We start from the raw sequence: 23296 nt of genomic DNA on the forward strand, positions 1-23296 counted from the left end.
GCTGAGGTGGTTGTGGGTCATTGGCAAACCTGTCGGTGTAGGAACCAAAAGGCTAACCAATTCACTCCATCCTCAGCCCTTCGTCATGCGCTCATGAGGTGTCGCAATTCGATTTGGAAATCAAGATTTGGCTTAAGAACTTGAGACTAAGCGGCGCTGGGTGGAGCCTTGCCCCAGGGGCTGGTACCGGTGCCGTGGGATAGCGGTTACGCTTTTTGCGTTAGGCTGTTGCCATGGCTAAAACACTTGTCAGTCTTTACGTGATTGCGGTCCTCGCCTTGTTCGCGACTGCCGTCGCCATTTGGCGCCTGCAGTGCGAGAGCTTCGGGTGCATGGGCTTGGGGGTTGCCTGGTTTGCTTGGGCAATCGCGTTCTGCGTCTCCCTGGTTCTGGGGCTGTTCGCCCGCAACAAAGCGGCTTTGGTGGCCGGTTTCGCGCAAGCTTGCAACGCTGCCTGGTGGCTTCAATGGCTGCTGGGCCTGGCCCTTGTGGCGGCTTGGGTGGTCAAGAAGGTGATGTAGAGGTGTGACGCGATTGGTTGGCTATCCGGCGTTGAATCTGAAGCCACCGACTTCCGCTTGGGGTCGAGTTCTGCCGATGACGCATCAGTGTCAAACAATCAGCGCATTGCGTGCGGAGTTACTGCCTACAAAAAATGCTATCAAAAGAGAAGCTGCTTGCGCAATAACCACGGATGCTAGAGCCACTTTTTGCTTGAAAATGGGGCTGCGCGCAGTTGAGGCGCTTGGCCTCAAATCGCCGTCGCGTCATCGCCGGTTGGAATTTTCACCGGGGGTGGGACGTAACCCTTGGGCACCCGGATGTAGGCGGTGAGCTCCATGCCGGTGGAGCGCTCGTAGTCCACAATTTTGTCGATCAGGCGCTGGTCCAGCACGTGTTTGGCGGACAGCATGAGCAGCCCGTTGGGGGTGATCAGGTCACGGGCGAGCACCATGCCGGATATGAGCGCGGGGGAGAGGGCGGCCAGTTCGTCGTAGGGCGATTTTTCGGGCTCGGGTTTGGGCACGGTGGGCCAGAGTATTTCCTTGAAGGCCTCCACCACGCGTGGGTCGTAGCGTTTGCCGCTGCCGTGGATGATGATGATCTTGGACTCTTCCGGGGTCAGGCGCCGCTGGGTCAGGGTGCCGATCTGCATGTTGTCGTAGTCACTCGCCAGAACGAGGATGCGCGCGCCCAGAGGAATGTCTTCGCCGGCCAAGTGGCCTGGGAAGCCGGAGCCATCAAAACGCTCGAACTGGGCGCAGATGTATTCGGACGATTTCTGCAAATCCTGCAGCGGCATGAGCAACTGCTCGGCGTGCAGCGAGTGTTTGCGGTAGGCCTCCAACTGCTCGGGCGTCATCATGGCCACGGGCGTGTTGAGCAGTTCGTCGGCAAAGCCGACCTTGCCAATTTCGTGCAGCAGGCCCGCCACAAAAATTTCTTGCACCTGCTTGCTGTCCTGCCCCAGTTTTTGTGCAATTTTGCGGCACAGGTCGGCCACGCGCCGGGAGTGGCCCGCCAGGTTGCCACCGCGCATTTCTATGAGGGTGGAAAACACCTTGATAGAAGTGATGAAGCTGTCTTTGAGCCTGTCGTTGGCAACCTTGAGCTCAGCCGTACGCTCCGAGACTTTGGCTTCCAGCGACGCGTTCAGCACTTGCAGCGCTTCGTTCTGCTGCTGCGTTAGGGTCTCCAGCCGGGCCTTCTCCAGCGCCAGGGCCTGCCGCTCCAGGGCCTGGCGCACGATGAGGCTGATGTCTGTGTCGTCCCAGGGTTTGGTGATGTAACGGTAAATCTCGCCGCGGTTGATGGCGCCTATGGTGGAGCTGATGTCGGCGTAGCCGGTGAGCAGCAGGCGCACCGTGCCGGGCCAGCGCATCTTCACCTGCTCCAAAAACTGGGCGCCGTCCATCTCTGGCATGCGCATGTCCGAGATGACCAGGTCGATCTGCTGGCTGGCCAGCACCTCCAGCCCGGCCTTGCCGCTCTCTGCAATGTGGACCTTGAAGCCTTGCCCGCGAAACAGGCGCCGCAGCGCCGAGAGGATGTTGGGTTCATCGTCCACGCACAGGATGCTGAACGCGGCCATCGTTTCTTTGTGGCCCAGGTCGGGCGTTTCAAGGGTCATAGTCGGTCGCCAGATTCAGGGGTTTGGGGCTGCAGCAAAGGAAGCGTGACGCGAAAGGTGGTGCCCTTGCCGATCTCGGTTTGCACCTCAATGTTGCCATTGTGTTTTTGCACAATGCCATACGACAGTGACAGGCCCAGCCCGGTGCCTTTGCCAATCGGTTTGGTGGTGTAGAACGGGTCAAAAATTTTGGGCAACACGTCTTTGGGAATGCCGCTGCCCGTATCGGCCACCTCAAACCACACGCTGTCCTCCAGGCGGCCAGAGCGCAAAGTGATGACGCCGCGCTCCGGCCCCATAGCGTGGGCGGCATTGACAATCAGATTGAGCACCACTTGGTTGATCTGTGAGGGCATGCACTGCACATCGGGCAGGCTGCCCAGTTCGCGCACCACATCGGCCTTGTATTTCACTTCGTTGTTCACCACGTTCAGCGTGGTTTCTATGCCCTGGTTCAGGTTGGCAAACTGCCAGTCCAGGGTCTTGTCCACGTGCGAGAAGTCTTTCAGGTCTTGCACGATTTCGCGCACCCGCACAATGCCCTCGCGTGACTCTTTCATGAGGACCGGAATGTCCTCTTGCAAGAAATCCAGCTCGATGTTGTCGCGCTCCTGCTTCAGCTGGGCCTGCATGGCCTTGTCGCTGGTTTTTTGCTCCCACTCGGCATACACCTCCAGCATGTGGAACAGGTCCGCCAGGTATTTCTCCAGCGTGCCAAAGTTGGAGAAAATGTAGCCAATCGGGTTGTTGATTTCGTGCGCCACACCCGCCGCCAGCTGCCCAATAGAGGCCAGTTTTTCGGACTGAATCAGGTGTTCGTGCGCCTCGGTCAGCTTGGCATTGAGGGCGTTGAGTTCGTTGTTGCGGTTCAGCAGGTTTTGCTCGGCTAGCTCGCGCCGGTCTACGTCCTCGCGCAGGGTCTGGTTCACCTCGGCCAACTGCGCCGTGCGTTGCTCCACCACCAGCTCAATCTCGGTTTGCGCCTTCAGCAGGGCGGCTTCGGCAATCTTGCGTTCCGAGATGTCTTGCAGCGTCTCGATCGCACCGATCAGGTTGCCATGTTCGTTGCGCAGGGGCGCGGCGGTAAAAAACAGCCAGCGCCCGCCTTGGCCCAGGGTGGGAAAGAAACCCTCGGCCTCGTAGGCGTCGGCAATCAGCAGCGAGGCGCGGTACTTGTTCTGGTACAGGTCGTCGATGATTTCTTTCATCGCGCCGTCCACGATCAGGTCGGCCATTACCGGGCGGTCGTAGCCATAAAAAACCTGGCCGAGGCCGACTTTGCCAATGTAGTCTTGCGCGGCAATGCCTAGCGTGGTGGCGCAAGCCTTGTTCATATGGGTGACCACATGGTCGGCATTGATGATGAAGGTGGCGACCGGGCTGCCTTCAAAAAACACCGTCTGGTCAATGCTTCCAAAGCCCAGTCCGGTTGGCAAGGTGTTGCTGTGGGCGTCCATGTGTGGTCTTTCTCAAGAGTCCAGCACACTGCTGGCGGCTTCGAATTGTTGTAACACCTTGCGCATCACCCTTTGCAGGGCTGCGTCGTCCAGCGCCAGTGTGCTCCAGACCATGGCGGGGATGGGTGGTACCGCCTCGCCCGGGTCCTGCGCCAGGTCCAGGGCGTGTGCCATGGCGTCCGCTGCCAGCACGATGATGGGCAGCAGCCCCTTGTTGCCGGCCCGCACGGCGTGGTGGCAGGCCACGGCTTGCTGCAGCTCCTCGGGCAACTTCCAGTGCTGGGCCAGGGCCTCACCGACGGCCGAGTGGTCCGTGCCAAGCACCTGCCGCTCGGCCTGCAGCACGCTGCAGTCGTGCTGCGCGCGGTAGGCCATGGCCTGCTGGTATTCGGTGGGCAGGTGGGTGGCCAGCGCCAGCCGGCCTACGTCGTGCAGCAGGCCTGCCACATAGGCAATGTCGGAGGGGCCGTCGGTGGCTTGCGCCAATTCGGCGGCACACAGGGCGGTGGCAATCGAGTGGCGCCACAACGATGTCACGTCAAACCCGCTGCGTCCACCGCCTTGCAGCCCGTCAATCAGGGCCGAGGCCGTGGCCAGGCGGCGTATGGTTTTGCTACCCAGTACCGCCACCGCCTCATGCACCGTCTTGCTGCGAAAATTGCTGCCATAAAACGAGGAGTTGGCCAGCTTGAGCGTGCGCGCAGACAGGGCCTGGTCTTGGCTGATCTTCTGGGCCAGCAGCGTGTTGCCGACTTCCTCGTGTCCCAGGCTTTGCAGCAGGTCCAGCACCACGGCAGACAGCGAAGGCAGGCTGTTGATCACCGGCGCCAGATCGGGCAGGGCGGGGGACGTCATGGCTGTGCCGGTGTTAACAAGTCTTGCAACAGGGCCTTCAGCACCTGCGCTCCCGGGTCTTGCGCCACATGCCGAAACAGGTAGTCCAGCCGCTCCTGGGTGGGCCAGGGCAGAGGGGCGGCGGGTGGGCTGGTCGTAGCGGTCACGCAGCCCCCAGGAGTTCGGTGAACGTAATGAGCATCCCCTTGGACTGTGAACGCACGCCCATGCCGCTCCAAGCGATCTGCAGGCTGCGCGTACCCAGCTGAAACGGCTGGGCTGCGTGTTCTGCCGAGTGGCTGACCACAGCGTGTACCGCGGGCAGGCATTGCGACAGCGCCTCGCCCAGCAACAGGCCGTGGTCGCGCAGCAGGGTGTCGGCCCCTTCGTTCACAAAAGCGACCAGCCCATCGTCACCCACTCCAATCACCGGCAGGGGAATGCACTCTAGCGCCTCCCGCACGATGGCCAGCGTGGTCTCGTCGCGCAGCACCTGGTTGCGGGTGGTCTCCAGCACGGCGTTGAGCTGCATATTGGCCGACACCAGCTCCTGGTTGGTGGTGCGGATCTTGATGTCCAGTTGCTGGTTCTCTTCCTGCAGCTCCTTGTATTCAAAGGCTTTGCGGATGTGGTCGCGCAGTTGCTCGTCTTCCCAGGGTTTGGTCAAGAAGCGGTAGATCGAGCCCTCGTTGATGGCGTCGGTTACCGATTGGAGCTCGGTGTAGCCCGACAACACGATGCGGATGGTGTCCGGGTGGCTGGTCTTGGCGGCGCGCAGAAACTCCACGCCCGTCATGCCAGGCATGCGCTGGTCGGAGATGATCACATCCACATTGTGTTTGGCCAAAATGTCCAGCCCCTCCTGGCCGCTGCTGGCGGTGATGATGTTGTGGCCGTCGCGGCGGAACAGGCGCTTGAGCGAGGCCAGTACATTGGCCTCGTCGTCCACCAGCAGCAGGGTGCGCTGCGGCTTGCGGAAGCGCAGCAACTCGCCCGGCAGCTGCAAGGGCTGGGCAAACAGTGTCTCAATCGTCTGGGCCGATACCGAGCGGGAGAAAAAGTAGCCCTGTATCTCATCACACACGTTGGTGCGCATGATTTCGCACTGGCTCTCGGTTTCCACCCCCTCGGCAATCACCTTCAGGCCCAGGCCATGGGCCATGGACACGATCACGCGCACGATGACAATGTCGGTGCGGTTGTTGGTGATGTCGCGCACAAAGGACTGGTCGATCTTCACCTTGTCAAACGGAAAACGCTTGAGGTAGCTGAGCGACGAGTAGCCGGTCCCAAAGTCATCCAGCGAGAGGCGCAGGCCCATGGCCTTGAGCTCCCGCAGCATGGCCTCACTGCGGTCCACATCCTCCATCAGCGCGCTCTCGGTCACTTCCAGGTAGATCAGCGACGGGTCGATCTGGAAGTCGTCCAGCGCACGCCGGACCTGTGCGAGCAAGTCCCGGTCCCGAAACTGCAGGGGCGACACGTTGACCGCCACGTGCGGCACCACGATGCCATTGCGCTGCCAGTTCTGGATGTCCTCACAGGTCCTGCGCAGCACCCACTCGCCAATCCCCTTGATCAGCCCCGACTCCTCGGCCAGGGGAATGAATTCCACCGGCGACACCCGGCCCAGCTCGGGGTGAGTCCAGCGCAGCAAGGCTTCCATGCCGCTGATCTGTCCCGATTGCAGGTCGGCCAGGGGCTGGTATTCCAGGCTCAGCTGGTTCAGCCCAATGGCGTTGCGCAAGGCCTTGGTAAGGTGGTCGCGCGCCAGCACCTGCAGGTAGATGCCCTCGTTGTAAAACTGAAAGCTGCCCCGGCCATTGGCCTGCGCACGGTGCATGGCAATTTCAATCGCATTGAGCAGGGCATTGCAATCTGCGCCGTTGTCGGGGTAGGTGGCAATGCCAATGGTGGCGCTCAGGGTCAGCGCTTGCCCGTCCACCTCGTAGGGCTGGCTCAGCTTCCACAGCAGGCTGGTGGCCAGGTGGGCTGCCCCTTCGGCCTGGGTGCCGGGCAGCACCAGCACAAACTCTTTGCCGCCCATGCGCGCCAGTGTGTCCTGGTCACGCACCGACTGCCGTAGCCGCTGCGCCACCTGTTGCAGCACCTGGTCTGCAGCGGCATAACCCAGTGTGTCGTTGATGGTCTTGAAGTGGTCAATCCCCACCAGCATCATGGCCAGCGGCTGCTCGGCGCGCTGCACCATGCTGATGGCGTGGGCGGCACGGTCGTGCAGCAAAAAGCGGTTGGGCAGGCCGGTGAGTGGGTCAAAATGCGAGAGCCAGTTGATCTTCTCCTGGTTGGCCTTTTGTTCGGAGATGTCGCTGAAGGTGCCCACAAAGTTGCAGACCTTGCCGCCCGCATCGCGCACCACGCTGATCTTGAGCCACTGCGGGTACTCGGCGCCGTTTTTGCGCCGGCTCCAGATCTCGCCCTGCCAGGTGCCCTGGGTTCGCACCGCGTCGGTGATGGCCTGGTGAAAGTCGTCGCCGTGGCGTTCCGAGGCCAGCAAGCGCGGTTTTTGCCCAATCACATCGGCCTGCGCGTAGCCGGAGATATCGGTGAACGCCTGGTTCACCAGCACCACGCGGCCCTTGGCGTTGGTGACCATGATGCCCTCTAGCCCCTGCGCAAAGACCTGCTCCGACAGCTTCAGCATGGCCTGTTGTGCCTTGCGCTCGGTAATGTCTAGGTGCGCCACCACCACGCCTGCGCCCTCGGTGCCCAGCGGCGTCACGCTCATGCTGAACCAGCGTTCCTGGGTCGGGCTGTTGCAGGGGTACTCCATAAAGAAGCTGGGCAAACGCCCCTGCAGCACGGCTTCAATGCCGTTCAGCGCTTTCTGGCTGTCGCTGGCTACGTCGGTCTGCGGCAGGTGGCAGGCTTCCAGGTAGTTGTCGCCCGGCCCTGCGCGCAGTGCGCTGATGCCTTCCGGGCTGCCGTTGTCCACGCCATAGCGCCGCCAGGGTGCATTCACCGCCAGAATGGTCCCGCGGGTGTCTAGCACCGCAATCTCGGCCACCACTGAATCCAGAATCGCCAGGCTGAAGGCCTCGCTGTGGCGCAAGGCGTCTTCGGCCAGCTTGCGTTGTGTAATGTCAAGCCGTACCCCCATGAGCCGCAACGGTTTGCCCGCGTCATCCCGCTCCAGCGCCCGGCCAATCACCTGCATCCAGTGGTAGTTGCCATCGGCGTGCTGCAGGCGTCCTTCGTATTGGTAGTCGGCCGACCCATTGGCCAGTGCGCTGCGGATCTGCTCCTCAATACCCGCCCGGTCTTCCGGGTGCACTCTGGATAGCCACAGGGCCCGGTTTCCTGGGCCTTCTTCGGGGGCATAACCTAGCATGGTGTAGTAGGTGGGCGACGCATACCAGGTGTCGTGTCCGATGTCCCAATCCCACACGCCTACTGAGGCCGCGTCGGTCGACAGTTCAAAACGCCGCGCCATGGTTTGCAGCCGGGCGGCGCTGCTGACGGTTTGCTGCCACGTCTGGTTGAGGAAGTAACACAGGGTCAGCACGACAGCCGACGCGATTCCCCAGATCGTTGCCGCAATCCAGGCCAAACGCTCCCACGGTGCCAGCAGTAGCGGGTGCGAAATGCCGACCGCCGCCACCAACTGGGGGTACTCCTGCAGTTGCCGATAAGAAAACATGCGTGTCACCTGGTCGATCGGGCTGACACTCTGAAAATTGCCATGGGCGTTGGCCGGCAGCAGCGTCTTGAAGAGCGGCCTGTCCCCAAAATTTTTACCCATGATGGTGGCATCAAACGGCGTGCGCATCATCAGCACACCCTCTTGGCTGAAGAGGGAGATGGAGCCCTGGTCCCCCAGGTCGATGCGCTCCCACAGCTTGTTCAGGTACTGGGGGTTGACCCCCATGACCATCACACCAGTGAGCGTGCCATCGGCACTGCGCAGGGGCCGCACTGCATTCAAATGCCACTTGCCAGACACCCGCCCCTGGACCGGGCTGCCCAGGTAAAACCCCGTGTCTGCGCTGTCGCGGTAGTGCTGAAAATACGCACGGTCTGCCAAGTTGACACCAATGGCACTGCCGCCCGACTCGTACTGCACCTGGCCGTTGGCATCTGTTACCACCAGCTCGGAGACAAAAGGGATTTGGTCCCGGCTTTCGCGCAAGGCGACACCAGCGCTGCGCTGCGTCAATGTGCCGCTGGTTTGCAGCTGCGCCAGTTTGTTGGCGGCCAATTGCAAACTCATATCTACCGCTTGCAAGGAGCGTGTAGTTTGCTCCTCAATGCCCAGCGCAAATGACTCTGTCAGCCGGGCCCCTGTGTCCAATGCCAGGGTACGCAGGTGCAAGAGCACCACAAGCAAGCCGATTCCCGAAAACAGGATGGCCACCAACGCGACCCAAATGATTTTGAGTTTGACGGAGCTGCGTCCCTGGGATGGCGCAGGGTGCGCGCGGTGCGGGTCGCCAGGGTAGAGGTGGATCATGTGCCGGTGGTTAAACCATGTTCCACAGTCTAGGGGCATTGCCCGCAATCACCAAGGACGTAATAGCGCGATTCGTCTACGGGTTTTCACTAACTACTTTTATATGATTTAGTTCTGGTTTGCTATAAAAATAGTAGCTTCTTGCGCAATATCCACGGTGGTTAGAGGCCAATTTGGCTTAATTTTCCCAGAGCGCCTGCATGGTGGCCTCGAACGCCTGTGCAATGCGGTCCTGCTCCACATGGCGGCCCGCATGCACCAGCTTGCGGCCAGCCACCCAGACCTGGCTCAGGGCCGAGCGGTTGGTGGCAAACACCAGCGCATCCAACTGGTGGCTGGCGGGCACACCCAGCAGCCCCGGTGTTTGCACATCCAGCACCAGTGCGTCGGCACGTGCGCCGCGCGTCAGTCCCCATTGCGCCTGGCCAGCGGCCGGGCCACCGGCTTGCAAGGCGGCGTCGAACAGGCGGGCGGCTGTGGCGGGCTGCTGCCCTGGCGCGGCGGCCACATTGCGCTGCTGCAGGCGCAGGCGCTGGCCGTATTCCAGCCAGCGCAGTTCTTCCGCCCACTGGCGCGACACATGGCTGTCCGATCCCACGGCCATGGGCACGCCCGCGGCCAGCCACGCCGGCAGGTCGGCAAAGCCATCGCCCAGGTTGCCTTCGGTGCTGGGGCAGATGACGATGCCGGCGCCGCTGCGCGCCACGGCGTCGATCTCGGCCTGCTCGGTGTGCGTGGCGTGCACCAGTTGCCAGCGTGCGTCCATTTGCCAGCGCTGGCCCAGCCAGGCGATGGGCCGCTGGCCTGTAGAGGCCAAGCAGTCGTGCACCTCCTGCATCTGTTCGGCCACATGGATGTGGATGGGCATGTCTGCATCGCCCACCTGGGCGAGCAGGGCGTCGATAGATTCGGTGGAGGCCGCGCGCAGCGAGTGGATGGCCACGCCCGCATTCACCAGCGGCCGGCCACTGGCCTGCACCGTGGCTTGCAGCCGGGCAATGAAATCCGGTGTGCCCGCAAAGCGGCGCTGGTCCTGCCGCAACGCGGGCTGGGCAAAACCTGCGCGCTCGTACAGCACGGGCAGCACGGTCAGGCCCAGGCCCGCATCGGCGGCTGCATCGGCTACTGCCCAGGCCATGGTGGCTTCGTCCGCATAGGGCTGGCCGTCGGGCTGGTGGTGCAGGTAGTGGAATTCGCACACCTGCGTGTAGCCGCCCTGCAGCAGCTCTACATATAGCTGGGCCGCCACGGCGCGCAGCTGCGCGGGCGTGATGCGCAGCGCCACACCGTACATGCGGTCGCGCCAGGACCAGAAATCGTCGGCCGCCGATTCACGTCGCTCGGCCAGGCCCGCAAACGCGCGCTGAAAGGCGTGGCTGTGCGCGTTGACCAAACCCGGCAGCACCGGGCCGGGCAGCACGGTGGCGTGGGCGGGTGGGGTGGGGACGTTGGAGGTAATGTCCGCCCAGCGGCCTTGCGCATCCACAGCCAGGCACACGTTCTGTTCCCAGCGGCCATTCAGCCAAGCCTGCGGTGTCCACAGCAATGTTTCGCTCATGCGGGTCTCCAGCTCACCATGGTTTGCACCAGCGCCCGCAGCACCGGCAGCACGCCGGCGGCGCGTGTGGGGTCGATAGCGTAAGGCGGCTCCTCGACCATGTAACACCGCCAGCACATCTCCAGCTGGATGGCGTGCGCATTCTCGGCCGGCCGGCCGTAGTGGCGCGTGATGTGGCCACCCTTGAAACGGCCATCCACCACCTGGGTGAAATCCTGTTGGCCTTGCAATACTTTCGATAGCGCCTCGCGCAATGCAGGTGAGGTACTGCTGCCATTGACGGTGCCCAGGTTCAGGTCGGGCAACTGGCCGTCAAACAGCCAGGGCAGCACGGAGCGGATGCTGTGTGCATCAAACAAGACAGCGTGGCCATGCACGCTGCGCAGGCGCTGCAGCTCGGTCTGCAATCCGTCGTGGTAGGGGCGCCAGTAGGTCTCAACCCGGCCAGAAATCTCGGCCTCGCTGGGTGCCATGCCCTCGTAGTACAGCGGCTCGCCACTGAAAAAGCGGGTGGGGCACAGCTCGGTGTTGTTCACACCGGGGTACATGGGCACGTTTTCTGGCGGGCGGTTCAGGTCCACCACATAACGCGCATAGCGGGGCACGATGGTGCCGACGCCCATGGTGCGCACAAAGCTGTAGAGCGGCTCCAGAAACCAGTCGGTGTCTTCGGTGGCCAGTGCACGCGGCACCAGGCGGGTTTGCAGGTCCGCCGGTATCTCGGTGCCCACGTGGGGAAAGCTCACCAAGAGCGGCGTGCTGCCGGGTGTGAGGGTGAAGACGGGGTGACTCATACGCTGCGCTCCAGCCCGCCGTGGATGACGCGGCGGCAAGGGTTGTGGCCAAACCAGTAGGCCAGTTCGTTGGGGTGCTCCAGGTCCCACACACAAAAGTCAGCGCGCTGGCCCGCCGCCAGCGTGCCGCGGTCGTGCAGGCCCAAGGCTTGTGCGCCGTGTACCGTGGCGCCGCGCAGCGCCTCTTCGGGCGTCAGGCGAAACAGCGTGCAGGCCATGTTGAGCATCAGTAGCAAGGACAGGCCGGGCGAGGTGCCGGGGTTGTGGTCGGTGGCAATGGCCAGGGGTACGCCGTGGGCGCGCAGGGCGGCTATGGGGGGGAGCTTGGTGTCGCGCAAAAAGTAATAGGCACCGGGCAGCAGCACGGCCACGGTGCCGGCAGCTTGCATGGCGCGGATGCCGGATTCGCTCAAGTGCTCCAGGTGGTCGCACGACAGTGCGCCAAACTCGGCGGCCAGCGCGGCCCCGCCCTGGTCGCTCAGCTGTTCGGCATGCAGCTTGACTGGCAAGCCCAGTGCGCGCGCCGCTTCAAACACGCGCCGCGTTTGCGCAGGCGTAAAACCGATGTTTTCGCAAAACGCATCTACCGCATCCACCAGACCTTCGGCCTGCAGCGCGGGCATCCAGGCGCAGACGGCGTCCACATAGTCGTCGGTGCGGCCCGCAAACTCGGGCGGCACGGCATGCGCGCCCAAGTAGGTGGTGCGCACACTCAGTGGCAGCGCGTCGCCCAGTGCGCGCGCCACACGCAGGCAACGTGCTTCGTCGGCCTCACTCAAGCCATAGCCCGATTTGATCTCGATGGTGGTCACGCCCTCGGCTATCAAGCTTTGCGCGCAACGGGTGGCACTGGCGAACAGTTCTTTGTCGCTGGCGGCACGCGTGGCGGCTACCGTGGAGCGTATGCCACCGCCTGCGCGCGCGATGGCTTCGTAGCTGGCGCCCTGCAGGCGTTGCTCAAACTCTGCCGCGCGCTGGCCGCCATAGACCAGGTGTGTGTGGCAGTCCACCAGGCCCGGTGTCAGCAACGCGCCGCCCAGGTCGTATTCGTCCTCCACCTGTTTTACCTGCGCGGCGGGCAGGGCAGATGCTTCGCCTACCCAGGCGATGCGATCGCCCTGCGTGAGCAGGGCGCCGTCTTCAATCCAACCCCACGGGGTGGTGCCGTGCAGCGTGGCGAGCTTGGCATTGCGCCAGAGGGTGAGGGCGGTCATGCGTGGTCTCCGGTGGTGGCACTTTGGGGAGAAAAGCCCAGCCAGTAGGCGCAGGGGGCCTGCGCGGCATCGTCCGCCAAAAACTGCCAGCGTGCGCTGCGTGGTTGGGAGTGCCAGAGCAGGGTGTGGGCATCCAGCTGCAGGGTCTGCGTGCCATCGGTCCACCGGCCGGCATGGCAGGTGTAGAGGCCGCCAGCCACCAAGCTGGCATGCCAGGCCAGGCCCGGTTGCACGGCCTGCATCAGGCCCTTGCCGCCGCGCACCATGAGGTTCAGGTCTTGCGTGGGGCCGTCCAGCAGCCGGCAGCCGGGGGCGGCTGCGCCATCAAAGTACAGCGGCGCGTCGCCAGCGCGCAGCACCTGTTCGCTGCCCAGCTGCAAGGCCACGCCTGCACCTTGCAGCACGGCAAACCAGCGCTGCACGCCGGGAAAGGCAGAGAAAGGGCCATCGGTGTCAATGTCCGCACGGCTGATGCGCAGCTGCCAGGGGTCTGCCGGATCTGCGGGCGGCCACGCCAGCAGTTCGCGCGTTTGCCCGCCGCCATTGCGCCAGGGCTGGGGCGTGCAATCCTGCGCGTGGATGAGTTGCGGCGTCATGGCTTGAACTGCCCGTGGATTTGGTAACGCGCGCCGGGGTGCACCAGCCGCGCCAGGGTGATAGGTACGTCGCGGTTCATGGTGCGGCGCACGATGATGAGGCAAGGGTCTGCCGGGGTGATGCCCAGCAGTTCAGCCTCGTGTGCGCTGGGTTGGCCGGCTTCGATAGAGTACTGCGCCTCCCACAGTGGCGCTACCTCCAGCAGGTAGTGTGTGGGTGTGGTTTGGGTGAAGTCCACGCCCAAATAGTCGGGCGCGCAGGCCGGGTTGACATAACGGTCCTCACACTGCAGCGGTACGCCGTTCTCGTAATGGATGATGAGCGTGTGGAACACCGGCGCGCCCAGCGGCAGGCCGAGTTGCTGCGCCAGCCCATCGGCCGTGGGCTCTTGGCGCGACAGCACCACGCGCGCCTGGTGCTGGTGGCCGCGCGACAAGATGTCTTCGTGCAAATCGGTGATGGTGAGGGTGGACGACACGCGCGCCAAGTGCGCCGCAAACGTGCCCACACCCTGCACGCGCGTGACCAGACCTTCGGCCTGCAACTCGCGGATGGCGCGGCCTACCGTCATGCGGCTGACCTGGAACTGGCTCACTAGCTCGGACTCAGACGGCATCTGCGCGCCCGGCGTCCAGCGGCCTTCGGCCAGTCCTTGTTTCAGAAAATCTTTGACACGGGTATAGGGTGCTTGAGCCATGGTGCAAATTCTAGTTGCATAGACATGTCTAGACAAGTAGACTTCGCCGCATTCTTTGTTGTTTGTGAGAAAAGACCATGGCATCCACCATCACACCCGCCCAAGCCCACCCCGTGCGCGCACCCCGTGGCATCGAGCTGCATTGCAAAAACTGGCTCATCGAAGCCGCCTACCGCATGCTGCAAAACAACCTGGACCCCGAAGTGGCCGAAAACCCCGACGCACTGGTGGTCTACGGCGGCATCGGCAAGGCCGCACGCAACTGGGACTGCTACGAGGCGATTCTGGAAAGCCTGCGCAACTTGAACGAAGACGAAACCCTGTTGGTGCAAAGTGGCAAACCGGTTGGCGTGTTCCGTAGCCATGCCGACGCACCACGGGTGCTGATTGCCAACTCCAACCTGGTGCCCAAGTGGGCGACGTGGGAGCACTTTCACGAGCTGGATAAAAAGGGTTTGATGATGTACGGCCAGATGACCGCCGGCAGCTGGATCTACATTGGCAGCCAGGGCATTGTGCAAGGCACCTACGAGACGTTTGTGGAAGCGGGCAAGCAGCACTACGGTGGCAGCCTGGCCGGCCGCTGGATCTTGACCGCAGGCTTGGGTGGCATGGGTGGCGCGCAGCCGCTGGCGGCGAGCTTTGCCGGGGCGTCGTCGCTCAATATTGAATGCCAGCAAAGCCGCATCGACTTCCGCCTCAAGACCCGTTATGTGGACGAGCAGGCTACCGATCTGGACGACGCGCTGGCGCGCCTGGCCCGCTACACGGCCGAGAAAAAATCCGTGTCCATCGCCCTGCTGGGCAATGCGGCCGACATCCTGCCCGAGCTGGTGAAACGTGTGAAGAGTGGTGCAACTGGCGGTGTGCGCCCCGACATCGTGACCGACCAGACCTCGGCCCACGACCTGGTCAACGGCTACCTGCCCAGCGGCTGGAGCGTGGAGCAGTGGCGCGCCGCGCAAGCGGACGACACCCAGCACGCCGCGCTGCGCCTGGCGGCAGCCAAGGGCTGCGCGGTGCATGTGCAGGCCATGCTGGACTTTCAGGCCATGGGCATTCCGACGGTGGACTATGGCAACAACATCCGCCAGGTGGCGCTGGACCAGGGCGTGCAGAACGCGTTCGACTTTCCCGGTTTTGTGCCGGCCTATGTGCGCCCGCTGTTCTGCCGCGGCAAGGGCCCATTCCGCTGGGTGGCGCTGAGCGGTGACCCCGAGGACATCCGCAAGACCGACGCGAAGATGAAAGAACTGTTTCCTGAAGACAAGGCCTTGCACCGTTGGCTGGACATGGCGGGTGAACGCATCGCCTTCCAGGGCCTGCCCGCGCGCATTTGCTGGATTGGCCTGGGTGAGCGCCACCGTGCCGGCCTGGCCTTCAACGAAATGGTGAAGCGTGGCGAACTCAAAGCTCCCATCGTCATTGGCCGCGACCACCTGGACAGCGGCAGCGTGGCATCGCCCAACCGCGAAACCGAAAGCATGCAAGACGGATCGGACGCCGTGAGCGACTGGCCGCTGCTCAATGCGCTGCTCAACACCGCCGGTGGCGCCACCTGGGTCAGCCTGCATCATGGGGGGGGCGTGGGCATGGGCTACAGCCAGCACAGCGGCGTGGTCATCGTGGCCGATGGCACGGACGCTGCCGCCAAACGCCTGGAGCGCGTGTTGTGGAACGACCCGGGCACCGGCGTGATGCGCCATGCCGACGCGGGCTACGACATTGCCGTGCAGTGCGCCAAAGAACAAGGTATGAACCTGCCGATGATCGCCAAATAATCCACAACAACAAGAAAGAAAAAACCATGACTTCTCTCATCCTCCACCCCGGAAAGATCACGCTCGACGAGCTGGGCCTGATCCACGCCAGTGTGTGCCAGCTGAGCCTGCCCGCATCTGCCCGCGTGGCCATGCGGGCATCTCATGCACTCGTTAAAGCCGCTGCCGATGGCGACGCGCCCGTGTACGGCGTGAACACCGGCTTTGGCAAGCTGGCCAATAAGCGCATCAGCAAAGACCAACTGGCTACCCTGCAGCGCAACCTGATCCGCAGCCACAGCGTGGGCGTGGGCGAGCCGTTGGCCGCGCCCATCATGCGGCTGATGATGGCCACCAAGGCAGCCAGCCTGGCGCGCGGTTACTCCGGCTGCCGCGAACTGGTGGTGGACACGCTGCTGGCCGTACACAACGCAGGCCTGGTGCCCTTTGTGCCCGCACAAGGTTCGGTGGGCGCGTCGGGCGATTTGGCCCCGCTGTCCCACATGACGCTGGCGCTGATGGGCGAGGGCGACATGATGGTGAATGGCGAGCGTGTACCCGCGCTGCAGGCCCTGCAGAAAGCGGGCATCACTCCGCTGGAGCTGGAAGCCAAGGAAGGCCTGGCTCTCATCAACGGCACGCAAACTTCTACTGCGCTGGCACTGCACGGCTTGCTGGCGTTTGAGCCGGTGCTGGAAGCCGCGCTGCTGATCGGCGCGCTGACGCTGGACGCCGCGCGTGGCAGCGATGGCCCGTTTGACCCGCGCATCCACGCCGTGCGTGGCCAACCCGGCCAGATCGACGTGGCGCAGTACTACCGCGAGGTGCTGGTAGGCAGCCAGATCCGCAAGTCGCACGAAGAGGGTGACGACCGCGTGCAAGACCCGTACTGCCTGCGCTGCCAGCCGCAGGTGGTGGGCGCCTGCCTGGACCAGCTGCGCCACGCCGCACGCGTGCTGCTGATCGAGGCCAATGCGGTGACGGACAACCCGCTGGTCTTCCCCGACGATGGAGCAATGATTTCCGGCGGCAACTTCCACGCCGAGCCCGTGGCCTTGGCGGCCGACGGCATGGCCCTGGCCATTGCCGAAGTGGGCGCCATTGCCGAGCGCCGCATTGCCATGCTGATCGACAGCGGCGTGTCGCGCCTGCCGCCCTTCCTCACCGCCGATGCCGGCCTGAACAGTGGCTTCATGATTGCGCACGTTACCGCCGCCGCGTTGGCGTCGGAAAACAAATCCATGGCCCACCCGGCCAGCGTGGACAGCCTGCCCACCAGCGCCAACCAGGAAGACCATGTCTCCATGGCCACCTTCGCCGCGCGCCGCCTGCAGGGCATGATCCACAACACCGCCCACATCCTGGGCATCGAACTGCTGGCCGCCGCGCAAGGCATCGAGTTTTTGCGCCCGCTGCAAAGCTCGCCGGTGCTCGAAGCCGTGCACGCGCTGTTGCGCCAAGACGTGCCCGCCCACCACGTGGACCGCTACCTGGCGCCCGACATTGCACACGCCACGCAGCTGGTGCGTGACGGCGCAGTGGCCAAGCTGCTCAAGCCACTGAGCGGCCTGCCCAAGCTCTGGATTCCGGGCTAGGGGGCGATACCGCAACGGGTGCAAGGTTGTTGCCCCGGGGCTACCATTTGCCATGGCCACCAGCGAATCCACGACCAAACGTTACCTGCCCTGGGTGGTCGCCACGGCGCTGTTCATGGAGCAGCTGGACTCCACCATCGTCAACACCGGCATCCCGGCGATGGCGGCCAGTCTGGGCGTTACGCCGCTGAGCCTGAAGGCGGTCGTCAGTAGCTACATCCTGGCGCTGGCGGTCAGCATTCCCATCAGCGGCTGGCTGGCCGAGCGCTATGGCAGCCGGCGTGTCTTCATGTTTGCCGTGGGCTTGTTCACGGTGTCGTCGGTGTTGTGCGGCCTGGCCGTCAACGCCACCATGCTGATTGCCGCGCGGGTGCCGCAGGGCATCGCAGCGGCCATGATGATGCCCGTGGGGCGTATGGTCATCGTGCGCACTTTTTCCAAGGGTGAGCTGCTGCAGGCCATGAACTTCGTCATCATCCCCGCGCTGCTGGGACCCCTGCTGGGGCCCACGGTGGGCGGGCTGATCGTGCACTGGGCCTCGTGGCGCGAGATCTTTTTTGTGAACGTGCCCGTGGGCCTGGCCGCCATGTGGTTTGCCAGCAAACACATGCCCAATTACCAAAACGACACACCGCCCCCGCTGGATGTGCGCGGCTTGCTGTTGTTCGCCAGTGGTGCTGGCTTGCTGTCGTGGCTGCTGGAGGTGTTTGGCGAAATAAGTCTCTCCAACGAGACGGTGGCCATGCTGGTGGCCGTGTCGCTGGGGCTGCTGGCCGCCTATGGCTGGCACGCCAAGCGGGTGCCACACCCGCTGCTGCGCCTGTCGCTGTTTTCCACGCGCACCTTTCGTGTGGGTGTGTTGGGCGGTTTTGTCACGCGGCTGGGTGTGGGCGGCATGCCGTTTTTGCTGCCGCTGCTGTACCAACTGGGTTTGGGCCTGCCGGTCTGGCAGTCGGGCCTGTTGATGATGCCGGCCGCCGTGGCCGCCATGGCCATGAAGGCGCTGGCCGCGCCCATGCTCCGGCGTTTTGGTTACCGGCGCGTGCTCATCGTCAACACGCTGCTGGTGGGCTGCGCCATTGCCAGTTATGCGATGGTGGATGCGGGCACGCCGCTGTGGGCCATTGTGGGCCTGGGGCTGGCGCTGGGACTGTTCAACTCGCTGCAGTTCTCCAGCATGAACTCCATGGCCTATGCCGACATTGACGCCGCCGACACCGCCATGGCCAGCACGCTGGCCAGTACCCTGCAGCAAATGTCCATGAGCTTCGGGCTGGCCTTTGGCTCGCTCATCACGGCCTATTTCTTGGAAGGCCTGCCGCAGTCCGACCGGCTGGCCGTGACCGCATCGCTGCACCACGCCTTCATCGCGCTGGCAGTGCTGACCGTGGTGTCGTCCGCCGCGTTCTGGACGCTGCGGCCAGAGGATGGGGAGAGTGTCAGCAAGGGGAGTGCGGCTGCTTCTTGAAAGTTCGGTTGCATGAGGCGATGTATGAAGCATATATAATTCGTATACGTTTCATATGGAGTTAACCCATGGGTATTGTCAAAATTTCGGACCAGATGCACGAGAACCTGCGTGTGGCGGGCAGTGCACTCAGCCGGTCTATCAACGCACAGGCCGAACACTGGATGCGCGTCGGCATGCTGACCGAGATGTACCCGGAACTGGACTACCGGGAAATCTGCCAACTGCTCATTCGGGCTGAACTGGCGGGGGGGCTAGACATCACCATGGCCTCTGCAGGCCAGCTGGGCAAACCCACTGCGTCCGCCGCTGAAAAGAAGCACTGATGGTGCACGACGTCCCGCTCAAATCGGCCGAAGAACTGGCCCTGTCGCGCCGCGCCGCGCAGCTGGCGGCCCAAGTGCTGGCCATGATCGAGCCGCATGTCGTGCCCGGCGTCAGCACCGAGGCGCTGGACCGCATTTGCCACGACTACATCGTCAACGTGCAGGGCGCCATTCCCGCCAACCTGGGCTATCTGGATTACCCCAAGACCATCCTCACCTCTGTGAACCAGGTGGTGTGCCACGGCATCCCGTCGGCCGACAAGATTTTGAAGAACGGCGACATCGTCAACATCGACGTGGCCGTCAACAAGGACGGCTGGTTTGGCGACACCAGCCGCATGTTCTATGTGGGCGAGCCCAGCGTGTTGGCCAAGCGTCTGGTGGAAACGACCTACGAAGCTTTGCGCGCCGGCATCCAGCAAGTCAAGCCCGGCGCCACGCTGGGCGATGTGGGCCACGCCATCCAGACGGTGGCCCACCGCGAACGCTTTAGCGTGGTGCGCGAGTACTGCGGCCACGGCATCGGCCAGATCTACCACGACGAACCCCAGGTGCTGCACTACGGCCAGCGCGGCCACGGCCTGACGCTGGAGCCCGGCATGGTCTTCACCATCGAGCCCATGCTGAATGCCGGCCAACGCGACACCCAACAACTGGCCGACGGCTGGACCGTGGTGACCAAAGACCGCTCACTCTCCGCACAGTGGGAGCACATGGTGGCGGTGACGGCGGATGGGTACGAGGTGTTGACCGCGTGGCCGGGCGGGACCGGGGCTTATCCGGCGATGTGACAGTCGCGCTAGGCCAGCCGCACTGGATGCGTTAGGAGAATGACCGCCACAGCGCCGTGTTCACAAACCACGTGTTGATGCGACTCGTGTGGAGGGTGAGGCTGACTTCACCTGCTTGCTCCTGGACTTCAGCCAACAACTTGTGCCTGGAACCCGAGTTGTCGAAGATGTACGCCCGATGGGCTACCTCGGAGGCCTCGGTCATCAGACCGATTGATTCCCCGTAGCGCTTTCTGACTTTGTCGGCTGGAACAGGGTGGCCGCCCTGCATGACACGGCGCCGCACACGGTCCAGGTTGATCTCGGGATCGTCCGTGGCGACAAAGTAGAGGTAGACCCGATAACCCCGGTTGCGCGCTTCCCTCATGAAATCGACTTTGTCGCGCGAAGACATAACCGTCTCGAAGGTGAAGGTCTTGCCTTCTTCCAGCAACTCCCGGCGGATAGCGTCGGCCAGCACCGACGCGAGGTAGGAGTTAAAAGGGCTGGGCACCTTCAAGGTCAGCGACTTGCTGATCGTCATCTGCCCGAGCAACGCGTGCATCCCCAGTTTCTCGGCAAACTTGGAGTTTTGGATGTGTTGTTCGAGCCTACGCAGCACCGCCTCGGGCCGGGCTGTGATGCCGAGCTTCGCCAAACTGAGCTCGCCACCGGTGTCTTTTAGTGCGCGCTCAATTTCATCGGCGTTGATGAACACGCCAATCCACTGCGGTTTGAGTTCACTTTGAATGGTGCTCTTGCCCGATCCATTGGGGCCTGCCAGTACGCGTAGCCGGGGTTGGGCCGCAGGAGCAGGTTTTGCGGGCGGCTTGGCCGCCGTTTTGCTGCCTGCCGGTTTACTTGACACGCTTGAGGATGGCGCCAGGCTTCACGCGCTTGCCCAGGGGCAGGGGCTTGATGACGGTGGAGGTGCCATCCGCACGACGCTCCACCATTTGGCCCTGACTCGTCTTCACGACGACGGCGCCAGTGCGGTGCAACGTGGTCTTGTAGGCCGCGTGCCCCGACTTGGCCGCAAGCTCAGGGAAGCGACGCTCGGCAATTTGCATTGCGTGTTCTGACAAGGGCAAGCTGTTGCGGGAAGACATAAATGATCCAAAAAGCCTGTGTGGGCCCATTTTAACAGTCGGCCCCTTGCAAAGGGGGGCAAGCGTTCATGGCCCTAGAAGCAAGAGTTGGCATGAGCATAAAAAACGGGAGCTCGGCTCCCGCTTTTTTATTCAGTATGTTGCGCAGTGTGAGTTTATGCAGCTGTCGCCAATTTGCGGCGGCGGGCAACACCTGCCATCAAACCCAGCCCCGCCAACATCAGGGCATAAGACTCTGGCTCGGGCACTGCTGTCACTTCGGTCAATTTCCAGTAGGGGTCGGCGACCTTGTTATAGCTGTAAAAGTAATAGATCGAACTTTCGCCCGTGCTGTAACCAATTACATAACTGTAGGCATTGTCGATTGGCCTGAAATAATTGGAAGTCTTGGCGGCAATGAACGCAAAGTTGTTCTGCGCCCCGCTAAACGACACCACAGCATCACCACTCACCCAATCTGCAGCCTGAGTGTCATAGTGGTAGGGAAGAGCGGCACCTTCGCCACCCAGTTCCGCATTGAGGAAGCTGGCCCTGACGCTGATATTCGACAGGTTTGTGACCAGGTCGCCAGTAGCGATGCCGTCAAACGAGCCAGAAATACTGAATTCTGGCGTTGGGTTGTACGAGTAGTTGAACGTGGCTGCCTGCGCAACCACTGCGAACGAAAAAACGGCTGCAGCAAAAATCTTCTTCATTGTTTACTCCCTAATTGAATTTGGCTTTGCACGACAAATTTTAATGCTGCCCTGAGTGTCAGCCCAAAGGTCACACGTGTGGTTTGAACGTGTTGACAGTGGTTTCTTGGGAAACTAAGCTACAGATAGTTTCCAGAGAAACCTAATGGCCAGCCGCAAAACCAAACCAGTACCAGCACCGCTGGAAGCCCACTTGGGCTTCTGGTTGCGCTTTGTCTCCAACCACGTGTCTATTCGCTTCCAGTAACTGCTGGAAGCAAAGGGCGTAACCGTCACCGAATGGGTGGCGCTGCGTACACTCTGGTCGCAAGACGAAACCACGCATGCCGCGCTGATTGACGCCCTGGGCATGACCAAGGGGGCTGCGTCCAAGGTGGTGTCTCGCCTGGAAGAAAAAGGCCTGGCCGGGCGGCAGTTGGTGGATGGCCGCGCCCGCGCGCAAAGCCTGGGCCTGACCGCCGCTGGCAAAGCGCTGGTGCCCCAACTGGCCGCGCTGGCCGATGCCAACGACGCCCATTTCTTTGGCCACCTGCCCGCTGCAGAGCGCCAAGCGCTGACCCAGGCCATGCAGGCCCTGGTGCAACACCACCAGCTCAAAGACATCCCCACCGCCTAGAAAGCCAACCCATGAACGCCACCACCCACGCCACCATCCAGTCCACCTTTGAAGCCTCCAACCAGGGCAGCATCCACTTTGGCCAGGTGATTGGCCAACTGGTGGGCGCCGGGGTAGAGTCCTACCATGTGGACTACCGCAGCGGCCGCACCACCTATTACCTGCCCGATGGCGACACCGCCGACTTCAGTTTCGAGCGCCCGCAGCACGGCATTGCCGATGCCTTTGACGGCGCCGTCGTGCGCGCCGCCATTTTGGGTGCGCAGCAGGGCAGGGTGATGTACCCTGAGTTCAAGCAGCGCACCCAGCAAGCCGGCTGCGTGGGCTACACGGTCTGGATCACGGGCCGCCATGTGGTCTACCTGGGCCGCCGTGGCGAGACACATGTCGAGCGCTTTCCCAACTAACCCTCTCGTTTTTAGAAGGACCCCCCCATGAACTCCACCTCTCCCGTCGCATTGGTCACCGGTGCGGGCACTGGCATTGGGCGGGCCGTGGCCCTGGCGCTGCTGCAAGCGGGCTACCGCGTCGTATTGGCCGGGCGGCGGGCCGAGCCGCTGAACGCGGTGGCCCAGGCCAGCGGCACCGAACGCGCCCACCCCTTCAGCGTGGACGTGAGCCAGCCCGAATCGGTGGACCAGTTGTTTGCCATGATCAAGGACACGTTTGGCCGGCTGGACCTGTTGTTCAACAACGCCGGCGTGGGCGCCCCCAAAGCCAACTTCGAAGACATCAGCTTTGCGCAATGGCAAACGGTGGTGGACGCCAACCTCACCGGCTCCTTCCTCTGCGCGCAAGGCGCCTTTCGCCTCATGAAGAGCCAGAGCCCGCAAGGCGGACGCATCATCAACAACGGCTCCATCTCCGCCCACGCCCCGCGCCCCAACTCCGCGCCCTACACCTCCACCAAACACGCCATCACCGGCCTCACCAAATCCATCTCGTTGGACGGCCGCAAGTACAACATCGCCTGCGGCCAGATCGACATTGGCAATGCACTTACCGAGCTGTCGGCCCGCATGGCCACCGGCGTGTTGCAGGCCCATGGCGAGGTGGCCGTGGAACCCATGATGGACGTGCAGGAAGTGGCTAACGCTGTCTTGCACATGGCCCAGCTGCCGCTGTCGACCAACGTGCAGTTCATGACCATCATGGCCACCAACATGCCGTTTGTGGGGCGGGGCTGAGCCTTTTCAGAGCCAGATGC

At 63.0% G+C, this 23296-nt stretch carries 22 protein-coding genes; 9 read left to right on the forward strand and 13 right to left on the reverse strand.

Translation table 11 applies throughout. The annotated features are described in order from the left end of the window. Nucleotides 1-233 precede the first annotated feature (233 nt). Nucleotides 234-521 (forward strand): hypothetical protein, encoded by a 288-nt coding sequence (locus C5F53_RS08665; RefSeq protein WP_105260989.1) that lies wholly within the window; start codon nt 234-236, stop codon nt 519-521. 230 nt (nt 522-751) lie between these two features. On the opposite strand, the gene C5F53_RS08670 is transcribed toward C5F53_RS08665, so the two are convergent. The 10 genes from C5F53_RS08670 to hutC form a co-directional block, all read right to left on the reverse strand. Further along, nucleotides 752-2131 (reverse strand): HD domain-containing phosphohydrolase, encoded by a 1380-nt coding sequence (locus C5F53_RS08670; RefSeq protein ID WP_105260990.1) that lies wholly within the window; start codon nt 2129-2131, stop codon nt 752-754. Continuing rightward, on the reverse strand, nt 2128-3588 hold the full coding sequence (locus tag C5F53_RS08675; RefSeq protein WP_105260991.1) for an ATP-binding protein: 1461 nt from the start codon (nt 3586-3588) through the stop codon (nt 2128-2130). The genes C5F53_RS08670 and C5F53_RS08675 overlap by 4 nt, the downstream gene beginning before the upstream one ends. A 12-nt stretch (nt 3589-3600) precedes the next feature. Further along, nucleotides 3601-4443, reverse strand: a complete 843-nt coding sequence (locus tag C5F53_RS08680) for an HDOD domain-containing protein (protein ID WP_105260992.1) — start codon at nt 4441-4443, stop codon at nt 3601-3603. Continuing rightward, on the reverse strand, nt 4440-4589 hold the full coding sequence (locus C5F53_RS20250; RefSeq protein ID WP_161499907.1) for a hypothetical protein: 150 nt from the start codon (nt 4587-4589) through the stop codon (nt 4440-4442). Before C5F53_RS20250 ends, C5F53_RS08680 begins: the two co-directional genes overlap by 4 nt. Further along, complete coding sequence (locus tag C5F53_RS08685; RefSeq protein ID WP_161499908.1) at nt 4586-8890, reverse strand: EAL domain-containing protein; 4305 nt, start codon at nt 8888-8890, stop codon at nt 4586-4588. The genes C5F53_RS20250 and C5F53_RS08685 overlap by 4 nt, the downstream gene beginning before the upstream one ends. A gap of 178 nt (nt 8891-9068) precedes the next feature. Then, the gene (locus C5F53_RS08690) at nt 9069-10448 is read right to left on the reverse strand and encodes a formimidoylglutamate deiminase (protein WP_105260994.1); all 1380 of its coding nucleotides are present in this window, start codon (nt 10446-10448) and stop codon (nt 9069-9071) included. Next, nucleotides 10445-11242: an N-formylglutamate deformylase gene (gene hutG, locus C5F53_RS08695; RefSeq protein ID WP_105260995.1), complete on the reverse strand. Its 798-nt coding sequence runs from the start codon at nt 11240-11242 to the stop codon at nt 10445-10447. The genes C5F53_RS08690 and hutG overlap by 4 nt, the downstream gene beginning before the upstream one ends. After that, nucleotides 11239-12456 carry an imidazolonepropionase gene (gene hutI, locus C5F53_RS08700; protein ID WP_105260996.1) on the reverse strand — a complete coding sequence of 406 codons (1218 nt, stop codon included), beginning with the start codon at nt 12454-12456 and terminating at the stop codon, nt 11239-11241. Before hutI ends, hutG begins: the two co-directional genes overlap by 4 nt. Beyond that, complete coding sequence (locus C5F53_RS08705; RefSeq protein ID WP_105260997.1) at nt 12453-13052, reverse strand: HutD family protein; 600 nt, start codon at nt 13050-13052, stop codon at nt 12453-12455. The genes hutI and C5F53_RS08705 overlap by 4 nt, the downstream gene beginning before the upstream one ends. After that, the gene (hutC, locus tag C5F53_RS08710; protein WP_105260998.1) at nt 13049-13750 is read right to left on the reverse strand and encodes a histidine utilization repressor; all 702 of its coding nucleotides are present in this window, start codon (nt 13748-13750) and stop codon (nt 13049-13051) included. Before hutC ends, C5F53_RS08705 begins: the two co-directional genes overlap by 4 nt. Before the next feature lie 77 nt (nt 13751-13827). Here hutC and hutU point away from each other — a divergent pair, with 77 nt between their 5' ends. From hutU to map, 5 genes are all read left to right on the forward strand, one after another. Beyond that, nucleotides 13828-15531, forward strand: a complete 1704-nt coding sequence (gene hutU / locus C5F53_RS08715) for a urocanate hydratase (protein WP_105260999.1) — start codon at nt 13828-13830, stop codon at nt 15529-15531. Between the two features lie 26 nt (nt 15532-15557). Next, nucleotides 15558-17105 carry a histidine ammonia-lyase gene (gene hutH / locus C5F53_RS08720; RefSeq protein ID WP_105261000.1) on the forward strand — a complete coding sequence of 516 codons (1548 nt, stop codon included), beginning with the start codon at nt 15558-15560 and terminating at the stop codon, nt 17103-17105. A gap of 52 nt (nt 17106-17157) precedes the next feature. Then, nucleotides 17158-18573 carry a DHA2 family efflux MFS transporter permease subunit gene (locus C5F53_RS08725; protein ID WP_105261001.1) on the forward strand — a complete coding sequence of 472 codons (1416 nt, stop codon included), beginning with the start codon at nt 17158-17160 and terminating at the stop codon, nt 18571-18573. Between the two features lie 68 nt (nt 18574-18641). Further along, on the forward strand, nt 18642-18899 hold the full coding sequence (locus tag C5F53_RS08730; RefSeq protein WP_105261002.1) for a ParD-like family protein: 258 nt from the start codon (nt 18642-18644) through the stop codon (nt 18897-18899). Continuing rightward, nucleotides 18899-19690: a type I methionyl aminopeptidase gene (gene map / locus C5F53_RS08735; RefSeq protein WP_105261003.1), complete on the forward strand. Its 792-nt coding sequence runs from the start codon at nt 18899-18901 to the stop codon at nt 19688-19690. The genes C5F53_RS08730 and map overlap by 1 nt, the downstream gene beginning before the upstream one ends. A gap of 31 nt (nt 19691-19721) precedes the next feature. Here the strand turns inward: map and C5F53_RS08740 are convergent, their stop codons facing one another. From C5F53_RS08740 to C5F53_RS08750, 3 genes are all read right to left on the reverse strand, one after another. Continuing rightward, nucleotides 19722-20537, reverse strand: a complete 816-nt coding sequence (locus C5F53_RS08740; protein WP_105261004.1) for a zeta toxin family protein — start codon at nt 20535-20537, stop codon at nt 19722-19724. After that, complete coding sequence (locus tag C5F53_RS08745; RefSeq protein WP_236635318.1) at nt 20527-20778, reverse strand: hypothetical protein; 252 nt, start codon at nt 20776-20778, stop codon at nt 20527-20529. The genes C5F53_RS08740 and C5F53_RS08745 overlap by 11 nt, the downstream gene beginning before the upstream one ends. 155 nt (nt 20779-20933) lie before the next feature. Then, nucleotides 20934-21473: a PEP-CTERM sorting domain-containing protein gene (locus tag C5F53_RS08750; RefSeq protein ID WP_105261006.1), complete on the reverse strand. Its 540-nt coding sequence runs from the start codon at nt 21471-21473 to the stop codon at nt 20934-20936. A gap of 250 nt (nt 21474-21723) precedes the next feature. Between C5F53_RS08750 and C5F53_RS08755 the strand changes: the two genes are divergently transcribed. Genes C5F53_RS08755 through C5F53_RS08765 form a run of 3 tightly spaced genes read left to right on the forward strand, consistent with a single transcriptional unit; the run spans nt 21724 to nt 23276 of the window. After that, nucleotides 21724-22089, forward strand: coding sequence for a MarR family winged helix-turn-helix transcriptional regulator (locus tag C5F53_RS08755; RefSeq protein ID WP_255413705.1), 366 nt, complete (start codon nt 21724-21726; stop codon nt 22087-22089). 11 nt (nt 22090-22100) lie between these two features. Then, nucleotides 22101-22496: a DUF1398 domain-containing protein gene (locus tag C5F53_RS08760; RefSeq protein WP_105261007.1), complete on the forward strand. Its 396-nt coding sequence runs from the start codon at nt 22101-22103 to the stop codon at nt 22494-22496. Nucleotides 22497-22523: 27 nt separating this feature from the next. After that, the gene (locus C5F53_RS08765) at nt 22524-23276 is read left to right on the forward strand and encodes an SDR family oxidoreductase (RefSeq protein ID WP_105261008.1); all 753 of its coding nucleotides are present in this window, start codon (nt 22524-22526) and stop codon (nt 23274-23276) included. Nucleotides 23277-23296 lie beyond the last annotated feature (20 nt).

This window comes from Rhodoferax sp. TS-BS-61-7 (genome assembly GCF_002943465.1).
Taxonomy (GTDB): domain Bacteria; phylum Pseudomonadota; class Gammaproteobacteria; order Burkholderiales; family Burkholderiaceae_C; genus Allorhodoferax.

What these genes read in the sequence shown, in the direction of transcription:
- C5F53_RS08765 (WP_105261008.1), top strand. Translation starts at nt 22,524, where the DNA reads ATGAACTCCACCTCTCCCGTCGCATTGGTCACCGGTGCGGGCACTGGC.
- C5F53_RS08750 (WP_105261006.1), bottom strand. Translation starts at nt 21,473, where the DNA reads ATGAAGAAGATTTTTGCTGCAGCCGTTTTTTCGTTCGCAGTGGTTGCG.
- C5F53_RS08670 (WP_105260990.1), bottom strand. Translation starts at nt 2,131, where the DNA reads ATGACCCTTGAAACGCCCGACCTGGGCCACAAAGAAACGATGGCCGCG.
- C5F53_RS08745 (WP_236635318.1), bottom strand. Translation starts at nt 20,778, where the DNA reads ATGTCTTCCCGCAACAGCTTGCCCTTGTCAGAACACGCAATGCAAATT.
- C5F53_RS08675 (WP_105260991.1), bottom strand. Translation starts at nt 3,588, where the DNA reads ATGGACGCCCACAGCAACACCTTGCCAACCGGACTGGGCTTTGGAAGC.
- map (WP_105261003.1), top strand. Translation starts at nt 18,899, where the DNA reads ATGGTGCACGACGTCCCGCTCAAATCGGCCGAAGAACTGGCCCTGTCG.
- C5F53_RS08760 (WP_105261007.1), top strand. Translation starts at nt 22,101, where the DNA reads ATGAACGCCACCACCCACGCCACCATCCAGTCCACCTTTGAAGCCTCC.
- C5F53_RS08680 (WP_105260992.1), bottom strand. Translation starts at nt 4,443, where the DNA reads ATGACGTCCCCCGCCCTGCCCGATCTGGCGCCGGTGATCAACAGCCTG.
- hutU (WP_105260999.1), top strand. Translation starts at nt 13,828, where the DNA reads ATGGCATCCACCATCACACCCGCCCAAGCCCACCCCGTGCGCGCACCC.
- C5F53_RS08685 (WP_161499908.1), bottom strand. Translation starts at nt 8,890, where the DNA reads ATGATCCACCTCTACCCTGGCGACCCGCACCGCGCGCACCCTGCGCCA.
- C5F53_RS08665 (WP_105260989.1), top strand. Translation starts at nt 234, where the DNA reads ATGGCTAAAACACTTGTCAGTCTTTACGTGATTGCGGTCCTCGCCTTG.
- hutI (WP_105260996.1), bottom strand. Translation starts at nt 12,456, where the DNA reads ATGACCGCCCTCACCCTCTGGCGCAATGCCAAGCTCGCCACGCTGCAC.
- hutH (WP_105261000.1), top strand. Translation starts at nt 15,558, where the DNA reads ATGACTTCTCTCATCCTCCACCCCGGAAAGATCACGCTCGACGAGCTG.
- C5F53_RS08705 (WP_105260997.1), bottom strand. Translation starts at nt 13,052, where the DNA reads ATGACGCCGCAACTCATCCACGCGCAGGATTGCACGCCCCAGCCCTGG.
- C5F53_RS08690 (WP_105260994.1), bottom strand. Translation starts at nt 10,448, where the DNA reads ATGAGCGAAACATTGCTGTGGACACCGCAGGCTTGGCTGAATGGCCGC.
- C5F53_RS08730 (WP_105261002.1), top strand. Translation starts at nt 18,642, where the DNA reads ATGGGTATTGTCAAAATTTCGGACCAGATGCACGAGAACCTGCGTGTG.
- hutG (WP_105260995.1), bottom strand. Translation starts at nt 11,242, where the DNA reads ATGAGTCACCCCGTCTTCACCCTCACACCCGGCAGCACGCCGCTCTTG.
- hutC (WP_105260998.1), bottom strand. Translation starts at nt 13,750, where the DNA reads ATGGCTCAAGCACCCTATACCCGTGTCAAAGATTTTCTGAAACAAGGA.
- C5F53_RS08725 (WP_105261001.1), top strand. Translation starts at nt 17,158, where the DNA reads ATGGCCACCAGCGAATCCACGACCAAACGTTACCTGCCCTGGGTGGTC.